We start from the raw sequence: 12789 nt of genomic DNA, 5'->3' as shown, positions 1-12789 counted from the left end.
GCTCAAGCCTGAGCGTTGAATTCACCGAGCAGTTCCCAGGTTTCCACCAGCGGCAGGCCCACCACGGCATGATAGCTGCCGTGAATCGAGCGCACGAAGGCGCGGCCCTTTCCCTGAATACCATAGGCGCCGGCCTTGTCCATCGGTTCACCGCAAGCGATATAGCGCTCGATCTCGGCAGAGGTTAACGCGCGAAAAGTCACCTCGGTCACCACCAGACGGCTTGCGATCCGCGCGGCGTCTGCCAGCGCGACCGCGGTCATCACCTGATGACGCTGGCCGGAAAGCTGCGTCAGCATCTGCCGGGCGTGTTGTACATCGCGCGGCTTCTCCAGCACCTGCCGGTTGAGGACCACAATCGTGTCAGCGCCAGCACCGGGCCGGGGTTCCGGGGCGCAGGCCAGGCCCGCGCTGGCCTTATCGCGCGCCAGCCGCTGCACGTAGTCTACCGCGCTTTCCTCTGCGCGGCGGCGCTCCTCCACCGGGGCGGTAATCACCGCAAAAGGAATATCCAGCTGCGCCAGTAATTCCCTGCGCCGGGGCGAGCCGGACGCCAAATAAATCGCCTTCATCGCGGTTTCCTTTTCTCGCTACTGCACGGCAAATTGACGGCGTATTTTGCGCATCAGCAGGAACAACCAGGGCCACAATACGCCATCCACCACGCTGCTCCAGAATATTTCCGGGCGGAATGAAATATTGATCACCAAAAACTCCGCCCAGAATACGATCACCTGGGTTGTTAATGACAGCAGTATCACAATCAGCGCCTGTTGCCAAAGGGCCATGTTGCGAAATAACTGAAATTTGAATACCACCAGATACGCGAGAATACTGAGCGCCAGGGCACGCACCCCCAGGGTTGAGCCGAGAATCAAATCCATAATCAGCCCGAGGATAAAACCGGTGCCCACATTGACCCGGTGCGGCAGCGCCATCACCCAGTAAATGAGCAGCAAATTGAGCCAGGAGGGACGAAAAAAGTACAACTGCGGCGGCCAGGGCATGATTTGCAGAACAATCGTGATAAGGAAGGAGAGCCAAATAATCCAGCCGCCGTGGCGGTGATACCGGTTCATTGTCCCTCTCCCGTGCCGCCGAGCAGGGGCCTCCGCCGCGGTGTGGCGTTTTGGGCGGCGCCAGAGGCGTCCTGGCTGCCGCCGTTGCTCCCGGCGCTAGCCGCGCGGCTGGTACCGTTGGCCGGACGTTCTGCGCGGGGGTCGCTTTCACCAACGCGCCGCGCCGCGTCAGCGCCGGTGCCCCCCCCTTTGCTGGCGCGGCGCCGCCGAGCTGCCCTGAGCTTCGCCACTACTCGCCGGTACGCCGCGATTGACCACGCCGGCAGAAGTGGCGCCGCCCGTGCTTTCCTGCGACGAGCCGCTCGCGGCGGGCTGGGCCACGCCGCTGGCCGGCGGCTGCGGTCCCATGGCGTCAGGGGGCGGTAGCACCTGCGGCATCATTTGCATCAGGCGTTCATTAGCCACCCTATGCACCTCGTCAGGCGGCAGCGGCACTTCGCCGCGCGGATCGGCGCCCCACAGCAACAGCAAATAGCGCAGGCGCTGCAGGCCGGCCGTGGGGCGTGCCTGGATGACGGTATAGGCGCGCTGAGTATCGACTTTCACCGAGGACACTACCGCCACCGGATACCCTTCCGGGAAGCGCCCCCCCAAACCGGAAGTCACCAGCACGTCGCCGACGCGAATGTCGGTATTGCCCGGCAAATGCTCCAGCTGTAAATCCTCGGTGCAGCCATTACCGGCGACGATTACACGGATATCGTTGCGTAGCACCTGTATCGGCAGCGCGTGAGACGTATCGCAAATCAGCAGCACCCGGCTGGTAAGCTTGCTGGTGGCGATCACCTGGCCCACCCCCCCTTTGTCGCTGATGACCGGCTGGCCGACATAAACGCCATTATCCAGCCCTTTGTCGATCACCACCTGATCGCTATAGGGATCGGTACTGGTGGAGATCACCTGGGTGACCATTTTCTGTTCATCCTGGCGCAGCGGCGACCCCAGCAGCTCACGCAGCCGGGCGTTTTCCTGCTTGTACTGGCCCAACAGCAGCTGCTCGCTGTTCTTCAACAGCAACTCCTGGCGCAGCGCCCGGTTTTCCAGCGCCAGCTGGGCGCGGGTCGCCAGCGTCTGCGACACATTATCCAGCATCTGGCGCGGGCCATTGGCCACAAAATAGAAGGGACTAACGGCCGTATCCATATAGGTCCGGATTTTAACGAACGTCCCCAGCCGGCTGTCGGCGATGATGGCGGCGATAGCCACCATGACCGCCAGAAAAAGTCGCAGTTGCAGAGAAGGGCCTCTGCTGAAAATCGGTTTCATAAACTATGCGTTTTCCTCAACAAAAAAAGGGGGCGCCGTCCGGGACAGCCCATTGCAGCATTTACCCGGACGGTTCCCCCCTTTTCGAGGCAGGTTATTCTTCGCTGAACAAATCACCGCCGTGAATATCGATCATCTCCAGCGCCTTGCCGCCGCCGCGGGCGACGCAGGTAAGCGGATCTTCCGCCACCACCACGGGAATGCCGGTTTCCTCCATCAGCAGGCGATCGAGATTACGCAGCAGCGCACCGCCGCCGGTAAGCACCATGCCGCGCTCGGAAATATCGGAAGCCAGCTCCGGCGGGCACTGTTCCAGCGCCACCATCACCGCGCTCACGATACCGGTTAACGGTTCCTGCAGCGCTTCGAGGATCTCGTTCGAGTTCAGGGTGAAACCCCGCGGCACGCCCTCGGCCAGATTACGGCCGCGCACTTCAATCTCGCGCACCTCATCGTCCGGATAGGCGGAACCAATACCGTGTTTGATCCGCTCGGCCGTGGCCTCGCCAATCAGCGAGCCGTAATTGCGGCGCACATAGTTAATAATAGCTTCATCGAAGCGATCGCCGCCAATGCGCACGGAAGAAGAGTACACTACGCCATTAAGCGAGATGACCGCGACTTCGGTGGTACCGCCGCCGATATCCACCACCATTGAGCCGGTGGCCTCGGAGACCGGTAGGCCGGCGCCGATCGCGGCGGCCATCGGTTCTTCGATCAAAAAGACTTCACGCGCGCCCGCGCCCTGGGCGGATTCACGAATCGCGCGACGCTCCACCTGTGTCGCCCCCACCGGCACGCACACCAGCACGCGCGGGCTGGGCCGCATAAAGCTGTTGCTGTGAACCTGTTTGATGAAGTGTTGCAGCATTTTCTCGGTAACGAAGAAGTCAGCGATGACGCCGTCCTTCATCGGCCGGATGGCCGCGATGTTGCCGGGCGTACGCCCCAGCATCTGCTTCGCTTCATGGCCGACGGCCGCAACGCTTTTCGGCGAACCGGCTCGGTCCTGACGAATGGCTACGACGGAAGGTTCGTTCAGGACAATGCCCTGTCCTTTCACATAAATGAGGGTATTGGCGGTACCCAGGTCGATGGACAAGTCATTGGAAAACATGCCCCGAAATTTTTTAAACATAACTGAAGGATAATCCTGCAAGCTGGGGCGAAAAATGAAATCTTTTTACTTTACCAACCACGAGAAGCAGCGACAAGGCGTAAAAACGCGCGACTTCTATGAAAAATACGTCCCCGTTAACATTCCCACTAACCGAAGAAAATTCCTCTGCGGATTTTAGTCAGGCGAAGTGCGAGATTATCACTTTTGCTGACGTCCAATATGACGAATATGAGGGTCAGAATCGTGTAAATTGACCTATTCGTGCATTGTAAGCGCATACTAACGTGTGAGGCTGTTGAGGCGTATTGTACGTTAATTTTGCACGGACTTTTATACTAATCTCGGATCAAATCGTGAATATTTTTTTAGCAACTCCCCCAACGGCGCAATCGGTGTGAAGAAATTGCCTTCGCCGCCCGCTACGGCATGATCCAACAAGGTTTGCCACTCGCGCGCGCTGCGCACGCCGGTCGCAAAAACCCGCGTCCGGGTGCCGATGCAGGCTTCCGGCAAACTTTGCACGAACAGTTGATTCTCCTGACGGCGGTCGATATCGCGCACCAGGCCGGGATGCCGTTTGATAACTGAAATCGGTACCAAACTGATGTAGCCGGTACTGACCAGGGTCATCCCCGCCCGGTTGACCGTTAACAAACAACCGAGTCCGGTCAGCAGGCGCCGCGCCGGACGCAGAGGTTCCAAATGTTGACAGAGATCCGCCTCAACAAGTTCAAACATAATTTGGCTTCGCACTGATTTACCGCACTGTATGAGGGTATCGCGCAGCCAGTGACGAAAATCGCGCTGCAAAAGTGAGTCCACACTTACCGCTATCGACAGGACCACGCCCGGCAGTTGGGACAGCAGCGGGATTAGCCGCAGCAGTTGCGGGCGTTCATAGCGCTGCGCTAACCCCAACTGACGCATCACCGGCAAGAATTCGGCAGCGGTCAAGGTATCAGCGCCCTCCTGGATGCGGTTGATGACGACGTAATGATCGAGCGCGCCGTCGCGGCCGAAAGCGGGGCGGATCAGCAGTTGAGGACCGCCGCCGGCCAGCGTGTTCTCAAGTAGCGTGCGCCATTTGACGTTACCGCGCGCCTGCTGCGGCAGGCGGCCGGTATATCCGGCAAGGTGGCCAGCGCGCCCAGCAGCTGGTGGGTGAGGGATTCCGCTTCTTTCAGCGAACAGTGCGGCAGCAGTACCGCTAGATCGTCGCGAAAATAGTGCGCCAGCAACGCGTCCGGATAACGTTTGACCGAGACCGACACCAAATTGATTAACGCGCCGTCAATCGCCGCGGCATGCGCCGACCCCAGACGCTCGGGGTCCGGGCGCATAATTAGTAACACCACGCCGTGGGCGACCACATCCTGGTTATCCTCCAATTGCAGGGCCAGCTGGCTATCGAACGACAGCCGGTTGGTCAGACCGGTGCGCGCGTCATGGGCGGCAAAAGCGCGTATCAGAATATCGACCCGGCTGCGCTGCTCACGCGCCTGCGCCAAATCGCGCAGCAGGCGATCGATGGCGCTGCCGGTCAGGCTAGGCATTTCATCCGGCTGCTCGCCCACGTTCTCCCGCTCGCCGTAAATAATGCGCCTGGCCCGCGTTTCCAGCGATTCTTGCGGCTGTATTTGCCGGCGCAGCCAGCGCAGGGCGAGAAACAAAAACACAAGGATAAGCCCCAGCGCCACGCTAACCGGCGCGGTAGCTCGCAGGGAATGGACATCGCTGGCCAGCGTGTCGGTGTAGAAGATGACCAACCGGTAGTCGGGATGGCGCGGCAGCGGTAATTCCCGCTGCCGCTGGGTGGTAAACTGCTTCCCCCCGACGCAGCAATTCCAGTCGGGTAATGCCGGCGCTATCCATCGCCAGCGGCAGCCAGGGCGCCGCGGCAGCAGGCAGCGGCTCCGTCAGCATCAAGCGATCGAAACTGTCGGCCATCGCCGTCAACTGCCTATCCAGCCGTTGCTGGTGCAGCCTGAAATAGCTCAATGCGCTGCCCACCAGCATCAGCTGCGTCACCAGAGCACAAAGCATGGCCGTCATGGCCGAGAGTCGGACGTTGAGTCGCATCCCTGAACTCCATAACAAAAGGGGGTTACCGATATTCTTAAGCGGGCCGCTTTAAAAATAGCCGTTTCCGTCAGCGAATAAAAACGCAATTTATACGTCATACTTAAACCGGCACCAAAATTATCCCGATGGAGTCCGCCATGACATTTTTGCCCAGATTGCGCGAGGCCGATGTTACCGCTGAAGAGGTTTTTTCAGCGTCGTAAGGTTCTGAAAGCACTAGGTATTACTGCCGCCACCGTTAGTCTTTCCCCTGCGGCGCGCGCGGATCTGCTCTCTTTTTTCAGCCGGGATAGGGCGGTGAAGCCGCTGCCGGGCAAACCGCTGGACTTTACACGCCCCGCGGCGTGGCACACACAAGCGCCGCTTACGCCGGTGGACAAGGTTACCGGTTACAACAATTTCTACGAATTTGGGCTGGATAAGGCGGACCCCGCCGCGCACGCCGGCGGTCTGAAAACCGAGGGTGGCAGATACGTATCGACGGCGAAGTCGCAAAACCGATGACGCTGGACATGGCGGATATACTCAAGCGGTTCACGCTGGAAGAACGTATTTACCGACTGCGCTGCGTCGAGGCCTGGTCGATGGTGATCCCCTGGATAGGCTTTGAGCTCAATCAGTTGCTGAAGCTGGTGGAACCCACCGGTCAGGCACGTTTTGTTGCCTTCCAGACCCTTGATGATCCCGAACAAATGCCGGGAGAAAAAGACAGTTTTATCGGCGGCGGCCTGCAATATCCTTACATAGAGGCTTTGCGGCTGGACGAAGCCATGCATCCGCTGGCGTTAATGACCCGTGGGCGTTTATGGTAAAACGCTGCCGCCGCAAAACGGCGCGCCCATCAGGCTGATTACACCTTAGAAATACGGTTTTAAAGGAATCAAATCTATCGTGCATATCCGCCTGACCCGTGATAAACCGCCCACCACCTGGAATCTGGCGGCGCCGAATGAATATGGTTTTTACGCCAACGTGAACCCGCATGTGGATCATCCTCGCGGGTCCCAGGCGACGGAGAGGGTGATCGGCAGCGGCGGCGTTCTGGACGTCAAACGACAACCGACGCTGCTGTACAACGGCTATGCCGATCGCGTGGCCAGCCTGTATCGCGGTCTGAACCTGCGGGAGAACTTCTAAGTGCGCCTGAGTCTTAAACACGTATTCTGGCTAAAAATACTTTTGCACCTGGCCGCCCTGCTGCCGCTGCTGTGGCTGGTCTATGCCGTCAGCCAAGGCGATTTCAGCGCCGATCCCGCCAAAGATATCCAACATTTCACCGGCCGCATGGCGCTTAAGCTGCTGCTGGCCTCGCTACTGGTGACGCCACTGGCCCGCTACGGGCGCCAGCCGCTGCTTATCCGTTGCCGACGGTTGCTCGGACTGTGGTGTTTCGCCTGGGCCACGCTGCATTTAGCCAGTTATTCGCTGCTGGAGCTCGGGATCGACAACCTGCGTTTACTTAGCCGGGAGCTGGTGACCCGCCCCTATCTGGTGCTGGGCATTACCAGCTGGGTGATATTGCTGCTGCTGGCCTACACCTCTACCCTGTGGGCGCAGCGCAAATTAAAAAATCGCTGGCAAATCCTGCACAATCTGATTTATATAGTGGCCATCCTAGCGCCGATTCACTATCTGTGGTCAGTCAAAATCCTCTCGCCGCAGCCGGTGCTGTATGCCGTGGCGGCGCTGGCGCTTCTGGCCTTACGCTATAAGAAATTTCGCCAATGGTGGCGGTGAAAGATGAATTTTCACTTTCGTTATAGTAACCAGTTGCGTTATCTTGCTCCCGCCCGAAACAGGTCGTTAAAAGATATCTTCGCGGATACCGCCAGTAATTTGCTGCGAAAATCCGCGATATCATTATAATGCCAGACCCCGATGGCAAATCATCATCGAAATATCAGCAAAAAGATGACAAATCGTTTACCGTTGGTTATTTTCTACGGGGTAACGTAAATTGAAGGGAGATCGCCGCATAATGGCCGATAAGTTCCACATTTTGCTTCTCAATGGGCCAAACCTGAATTTGCTCGGCACCCGCGAACCGGACAAGTATGGTCATACCACCCTTGCCGACATCATCGCAGATCTGAGCACGCTGGCCGGCTGCCTGGGGGCAGAACTCAGCCATTTCCAGTCCAACGCGGAACATGCGCTGATCGACCGTATCCATCAGGCCCGGGGCAATATCGATTTTATCGTTATCAACCCCGCGGCGTTTACCCATACCAGCGTCGCCCTGCGCGATGCGCTGTTAGCGGTAAACATCCCGTTCATTGAGATTCATCTCTCCAATGTGCATGCGCGGGAATCATTCCGTCATCACTCCTATCTGTCCGATATTGCGGTTGGCGTGATATGCGGCCTCGGCGCCGATGGGTATCAGTTTGCTTTACAGACGGCGGTCAAACGCCTGTCCACATCCAATTAATTAGAGTATGGAACCCCACTCATGGATATTCGTAAGATCAAGAAACTGATTGAACTGGTTGAAGAATCCGGCATTTCCGAGCTGGAAATTTCTGAAGGTGAAGAATCGGTTCGTATCAGTCGTGCTACGGCGCAACCGGCCTACCCGATGATGCAACAGGCTTATATCCCTGCGGTGCAGCAGCAGTCCGCTGCCCCGGTGGCCGCCGCGCCTGTCGCTGCGGAAACCGCCGCCGTGCCCGCGACCATGAGCGGTCACCTTATGCGCTCGCCGATGGTGGGAACCTTCCACCGCACCCCGAGCCCGGATGCGAAACCTTTCGTCGAGGTCGGTCAGAAGGTCAACGTTGGCGACACCCTTTGTATCGTTGAAGCGATGAAAATGATGAACCAGATTGAATCGGATAAAGCCGGCGTGGTGAAAGCTATCCTGCTGGACAACGGTCAACCGGTTGAATTCGACGAGCCGCTGGTCGTCATCGAATAACGAGGCGCCAAATGCTAGATAAAATCGTCATCGCAAACCGCGGTGAAATTGCATTGCGTATCTTACGCGCGTGCAAAGAACTGGGTATTAAAACCGTGGCGGTACACTCCACCGCCGACCGTGACCTGAAACATGTGCTGTTGGCCGATGAGACGATCTGTATCGGCCCGCCGCCGTCGGTAAAAAGTTATCTCAATATCCCCGCCATCATCTCCGCGGCGGAGATCACCGGCTCGGTGGCTATCCACCCGGGCTACGGCTTCCTCTCCGAGAACGCCGATTTCGCCGAGCAGGTTGAGCGCTCAGGCTTCATCTTTATCGGCCCACGCGCGGAAACCATTAGGCTGATGGGCGATAAAGTTTCCGCCATTAACGCGATGAAAAAGGCCGGCGTCCCCTGCGTTACCGGTTCCGACGGGCCGGTGGGTGAGGATATGGACAAAAATCGTGCCATCGCCAACCGCATCGGCTATCCGGTGATTATCAAAGCCTCCGGCGGCGGCGGCGGGCGCGGGATGCGCGTGGTGCGCAGCGACAAAGAGCTGGACGCCTCAATCCGTATGACCCGTGCGGAAGCGAAAGCCGCGTTCAACAACGATATGGTCTACATGGAGAAATACCTGGAGAATCCGCGCCATATCGAGATCCAGGTGCTGGCTGACGGTCAAGGCAACGCCCTTTACCTGGCGGAGCGCGACTGTTCCATGCAGCGCCGTCATCAGAAGGTGGTGGAAGAAGCGCCAGCGCCCGGCATCACCGAAGAATTGCGCCGCTTTATCGGCGAGCGCTGCGCCAAAGCCTGCGTGGAAATCGGCTATCGCGGCGCCGGCACCTTTGAATTCCTGTACGAGAACGGTGAATTCTTCTTTATCGAGATGAATACCCGTATCCAGGTGGAACACCCGGTGACCGAAATGATAACCGGCGTGGATCTGATCAAAGAACAGCTGCGCATCGCCGCCGGGCAGCCCTTGTCCTTGAAACAGGAAGATGTCAAGGTGTCCGGCCACGCGGTGGAATGCCGCATCAACGCCGAAGATCCGGCAAGCTTCCTGCCGAGCCCGGGCAAAATCACCCGGTTCCACGCGCCGGGCGGCTTGGGCGTGCGCTGGGAGTCACATATCTATGCCGGTTACTCGGTACCGCCGTTCTACGACTCCATGATAGGCAAGCTTATCTGTTTTGGTGAGACCCGCGACGTGGCCATCGCCCGCATGAAAAATGCGCTGGCGGAGCTGATTATCGACGGCATTAAAACCAATATCGATTTGCAGTTGAAGATCATGAATGACGAGCATTTCCAGCAGGGCGGCACCAATATCCATTACCTGGAGAAGAAGCTCGGCTTGTAGGAAACCTAAACGCCAGGGCAAGGCCCCTTATATTTGCGCGTTATACGTCAAGGCCGGTTAAACACCGGCCTTTTGCTATGACGGCGATAAACGTCAGGCAAACCGTCGACATGCCGTAAACAAGTTCTTTAGGGCAAGCGTTAACTTCTTTTGGCGAAGGTCATTATGGATAAACGATTCCTCCAGGCTCACCGCGAAGCGCGGTGGGCTTTCGGTCTGACCCTGGCTTATCTGGCCGCCTGGCTACTGGCGGCTTACCTGCCGGATAATGATCAGGGTATCACCGGACTGCCCCATTGGTTTGAAATGGCCTGTCTGTGGGTGCCGCTGCTGTTTATCGGCCTATGCTGGTTGATGGTACGGATTATCTATCGCGATATTTCGTTGGAGGACAGCGATGCGCAGTGAAGTGATAGTGCCGCTGGTCGCCTATTTGGCGCTGGTGTTTCTGCTCTCGTTGTATGCCTTCCGTCAGCGCGCGCAGGGCAATTTTTTGCAGGAATATTTCCTCGGCAACCGATCAATGGGCGGTTTTGTGTTGGCGATGACCATCACCGCCACCTATATCAGCGCCAGCTCGTTCATCGGCGGCCCGGGCGCGTCATATAAATATGGCCTCGGCTGGGTGCTGTTATCGATAATTCAGTTGCCGGCGGTATGGTTATCCCTCGGTGTCCTGGGCAAGAAATTTGCCATCCTGGCCCGGCGTTATAACGCGGTCACCCTTAACGACATGCTCCTGGCTCGCTTTGGTAGCCCGCTATTGGTATGGTTGGCCAGCGTCAGCCTGCTGGTGGCGTTTATCGGCGCCATGACGGTCCAATTTGTCGGCGGCGCCCGCCTGCTGGAAACCGCCGCCGGCATCCCTTACGATACCGGTCTGCTGATTTTCGGCATCAGTATTGCGCTCTATACCGCTTTCGGCGGCTTTCGCGCCAGCGTGCTCAATGACGCCTTCCAGGGGTTGGTGATGCTAGTGGGCACCGCCATCTTGTTGGTGGCGGTAGTCCATGCCGCAGGCGGTATGGGCGCGGCGGTGGCAACACTGCGGCACATCGATCCGGCGCTGATTTCGCCCTCGGGCGTAGATGGCATCCTCTCGCCGAAATTCATGACCTCGTTTTGGATCCTGGTGTGTTTCGGTGTCATCGGCCTGCCCCATACCGCGGTGCGCTGCATCTCCTATCGCGACAGTAAAGCGGTCCACCGTGGCATGATCCTCGGCACGGTGGTGATAGGGGTATTAATGCTTGGCATGCACCTGGCGGGCGCCTTAGGACGCGCGGTATTGCCCGGACTGAACGTGCCCGACCTGGTGGTCCCTACCCTGATGGTGCAGTTGCTGCCGCCGCTGCTGGCGGGCATTTTTCTGGCGGCGCCGCTGGCGGCCATCATGTCGACGATTAACGCGCAATTGTTGCAATCTTCAGCCACCATTATCAAAGACCTCTATTTGAGCCTACAGCCCAAGCAGGCGACCAACGAGCGCCGGCTAAAGCGTATATCAAGCCTGGTCACGCTGGTGCTGGGCCTGCTGCTGTTGCTGGCCGCCTGGCGTCCGCCGGAAATGATTATATGGCTTAACCTGCTGGCGTTCGGCGGCATGGAAGCGGTATTTCTGTGGCCGCTGGTGCTGGGTCTTTACTGGGAGCGGGCCAACGCCGCCAGCGCCTTGAGCAGCATGATAACCGGCGGCGCAAGCTATGCCCTCTTGGCCGGTTTCAACCTACAGCCGGGCGGCTTTCACCCGATCGTACTGGCGCTGGCGATAAGCTTACTGGCGTTTTTGGCGGGCAACCGTTTTGGACGGCCGGCCGCCACACCCGTTTCATCGTTATGACGAGAACCGCTATGCCTTGGATACAACTGAAAATCACCACCACCGGCCAACTGGTCGATACCTTGAGCGATGCGCTGACGGAAAGCGGCGCGGTGTCGGTTACTTTTGAAGATACCCACGACACCCCCGTATATGAGCCCCTGCCGTGCGAGACGCGCTTATGGGGAGATACCGATGTTATCGGCCTGTATGACGCCGCGACCGATATAACGGCCGTCGTGGACGCTCTCCAGGGCCATCCGCTGCTGGGCGCCGGTTTCGTCCATAAAATCGAGCAGTTGGAGGACAAAGACTGGGAGCGGGAATGGATGGACAATTTTCATCCCATGCGCTTCGGTGAACGGCTCTGGATCTTCCCCAGTTGGCGCCCGGTGCCGGACCCAGAGGCGGTCAATGTGATGCTGGATCCTGGCCTGGCCTTCGGTACCGGTACGCATCCGACAACCGCTTTGTGCCTGCAATGGCTGGACGGTCTTGACCTGCACGGCAAGACGGTAATCGACTTCGGCTGTGGTTCGGGCATTCTGGCCATCGCCGCCCTGAAATTGGGGGCGGCGATGGCTATCGGCATCGATATTGACCCGCAAGCGATTCAGGCCAGCCGCGACAACGCTCAGCGTAACGGCGTGGCGGACCGTTTGGCGCTATATTTGCCTTGCCGCAAGCGCAGCCGCAGGAGCTGCATGCCGACGTGGTGGTGGCGAATATCCTCGCCGGACCATTGCGCGAACTCGCGCCGCTCATTATTGATTTACCGCGGCCGGGGGGCTTTCTGGGGCTGTCCGGCATCTTGACCAGCCAGGCACAGAGCGTGGCGCAGGCGTATGCCGCGGCTTTCGTCCTCGATCCGGGGGCCGAAAAAGACGAATGGTACCGCATTACCGGTCTGCGGCGCTAAAGGCGAACTGGGGCGCGGTGCCGCCAGATCCGCGCCGCGGTCAGCCGCGCTTAATCGATGTGCTCGCCCTGCGCGGGGGGTGAGGAAAAATTTGTTAACGCACAAAACAGGCTAATTTTGTTAACGTTATGTATTTAATGGGAAAAGTGTACTACCCATGCGAAAAAGACCGCAGTCATTGATCGCAGACACAGTATTGTTCAAAGTTTGGCCTTTCATCTGATGAAAAAAATGC

General features: G+C 58.3%; 13 protein-coding genes and 2 pseudogenes. 8 read left to right on the top strand and 7 right to left on the bottom strand.

Features of this window, described 5'->3' with window-relative positions:
- Positions 1–2 precede the first annotated feature (2 nt).
- From ACMX3H_RS00935 to ACMX3H_RS00905, 7 genes are all read right to left on the bottom strand, one after another.
- On the bottom strand, positions 3–572 hold the full coding sequence (locus ACMX3H_RS00935) for a Maf family protein (RefSeq protein ID WP_415209451.1): 570 nt from the start codon (positions 570–572) through the stop codon (positions 3–5).
- 18 nt (positions 573–590) lie between these two features.
- Positions 591–1079 (bottom strand): rod shape-determining protein MreD, encoded by a 489-nt coding sequence (gene mreD / locus ACMX3H_RS00930; RefSeq protein WP_415209450.1) that lies wholly within the window; start codon positions 1077–1079, stop codon positions 591–593.
- Between the two features lie 168 nt (positions 1080–1247).
- Positions 1248–2345, bottom strand: a complete 1098-nt coding sequence (gene mreC / locus ACMX3H_RS00925) for a rod shape-determining protein MreC (RefSeq protein ID WP_415209449.1) — start codon at positions 2343–2345, stop codon at positions 1248–1250.
- Between the two features lie 94 nt (positions 2346–2439).
- Positions 2440–3483 (bottom strand): rod shape-determining protein MreB, encoded by a 1044-nt coding sequence (mreB, locus tag ACMX3H_RS00920; RefSeq protein WP_415209448.1) that lies wholly within the window; start codon positions 3481–3483, stop codon positions 2440–2442.
- A 312-nt stretch (positions 3484–3795) separates the two neighbouring features.
- Positions 3796–4497, bottom strand: coding sequence for an EAL domain-containing protein (locus tag ACMX3H_RS00915; RefSeq protein WP_415209471.1), 702 nt, complete (start codon positions 4495–4497; stop codon positions 3796–3798).
- Entirely contained in the window at positions 4497–5231 is a 735-nt protein-coding gene (locus ACMX3H_RS00910; RefSeq protein WP_415209447.1) for a hypothetical protein, read from the bottom strand. The genes ACMX3H_RS00915 and ACMX3H_RS00910 overlap by 1 nt, the downstream gene beginning before the upstream one ends.
- On the bottom strand, positions 5164–5544 hold the full coding sequence (locus ACMX3H_RS00905; RefSeq protein ID WP_415209446.1) for a hypothetical protein: 381 nt from the start codon (positions 5542–5544) through the stop codon (positions 5164–5166). The genes ACMX3H_RS00910 and ACMX3H_RS00905 overlap by 68 nt, the downstream gene beginning before the upstream one ends.
- Positions 5545–5684: 140 nt before the next feature.
- Here ACMX3H_RS00905 and msrP point away from each other — a divergent pair.
- The 8 genes and pseudogenes from msrP (at position 5685) to prmA (ending at position 12554) form a co-directional block, all read left to right on the top strand.
- Positions 5685–6684, top strand: a pseudogene (gene msrP, locus ACMX3H_RS00900) (protein-methionine-sulfoxide reductase catalytic subunit MsrP).
- Positions 6685–7284: a protein-methionine-sulfoxide reductase heme-binding subunit MsrQ gene (gene msrQ, locus ACMX3H_RS00895; protein ID WP_415209445.1), complete on the top strand. Its 600-nt coding sequence runs from the start codon at positions 6685–6687 to the stop codon at positions 7282–7284.
- A 241-nt stretch (positions 7285–7525) separates the two neighbouring features.
- Positions 7526–7978, top strand: coding sequence for a type II 3-dehydroquinate dehydratase (gene aroQ / locus ACMX3H_RS00890; RefSeq protein ID WP_415209444.1), 453 nt, complete (start codon positions 7526–7528; stop codon positions 7976–7978).
- Between the two features lie 21 nt (positions 7979–7999).
- Positions 8000–8464, top strand: coding sequence for an acetyl-CoA carboxylase biotin carboxyl carrier protein (accB, locus tag ACMX3H_RS00885; protein WP_415209443.1), 465 nt, complete (start codon positions 8000–8002; stop codon positions 8462–8464).
- Positions 8465–8475: 11 nt separating this feature from the next.
- On the top strand, positions 8476–9816 hold the full coding sequence (gene accC, locus ACMX3H_RS00880; protein WP_415209442.1) for an acetyl-CoA carboxylase biotin carboxylase subunit: 1341 nt from the start codon (positions 8476–8478) through the stop codon (positions 9814–9816).
- A gap of 165 nt (positions 9817–9981) precedes the next feature.
- A complete protein-coding gene (locus ACMX3H_RS00875; RefSeq protein ID WP_415209441.1) occupies positions 9982–10224 on the top strand; it encodes a YhdT family protein in 243 nt (80 codons plus the stop codon).
- Complete coding sequence (gene panF, locus ACMX3H_RS00870) at positions 10214–11656, top strand: sodium/pantothenate symporter (RefSeq protein WP_415209440.1); 1443 nt, start codon at positions 10214–10216, stop codon at positions 11654–11656. The genes ACMX3H_RS00875 and panF overlap by 11 nt, the downstream gene beginning before the upstream one ends.
- Positions 11657–11667: 11 nt before the next feature.
- Positions 11668–12554: pseudogene (prmA, locus tag ACMX3H_RS00865) on the top strand (50S ribosomal protein L11 methyltransferase).
- The last annotated feature ends 235 nt before the right edge of the window (positions 12555–12789 follow it).

Origin of the sequence: Sodalis sp. (in: enterobacteria) (assembly GCF_047607725.1) — a bacterium.
Classification (GTDB): Bacteria; Pseudomonadota; Gammaproteobacteria; order Enterobacterales; family Enterobacteriaceae; genus JBLKSS01.
Note: the sequence above shows the minus strand (reverse complement) of the source record. Positions and strands in the feature narration are given on the sequence as shown.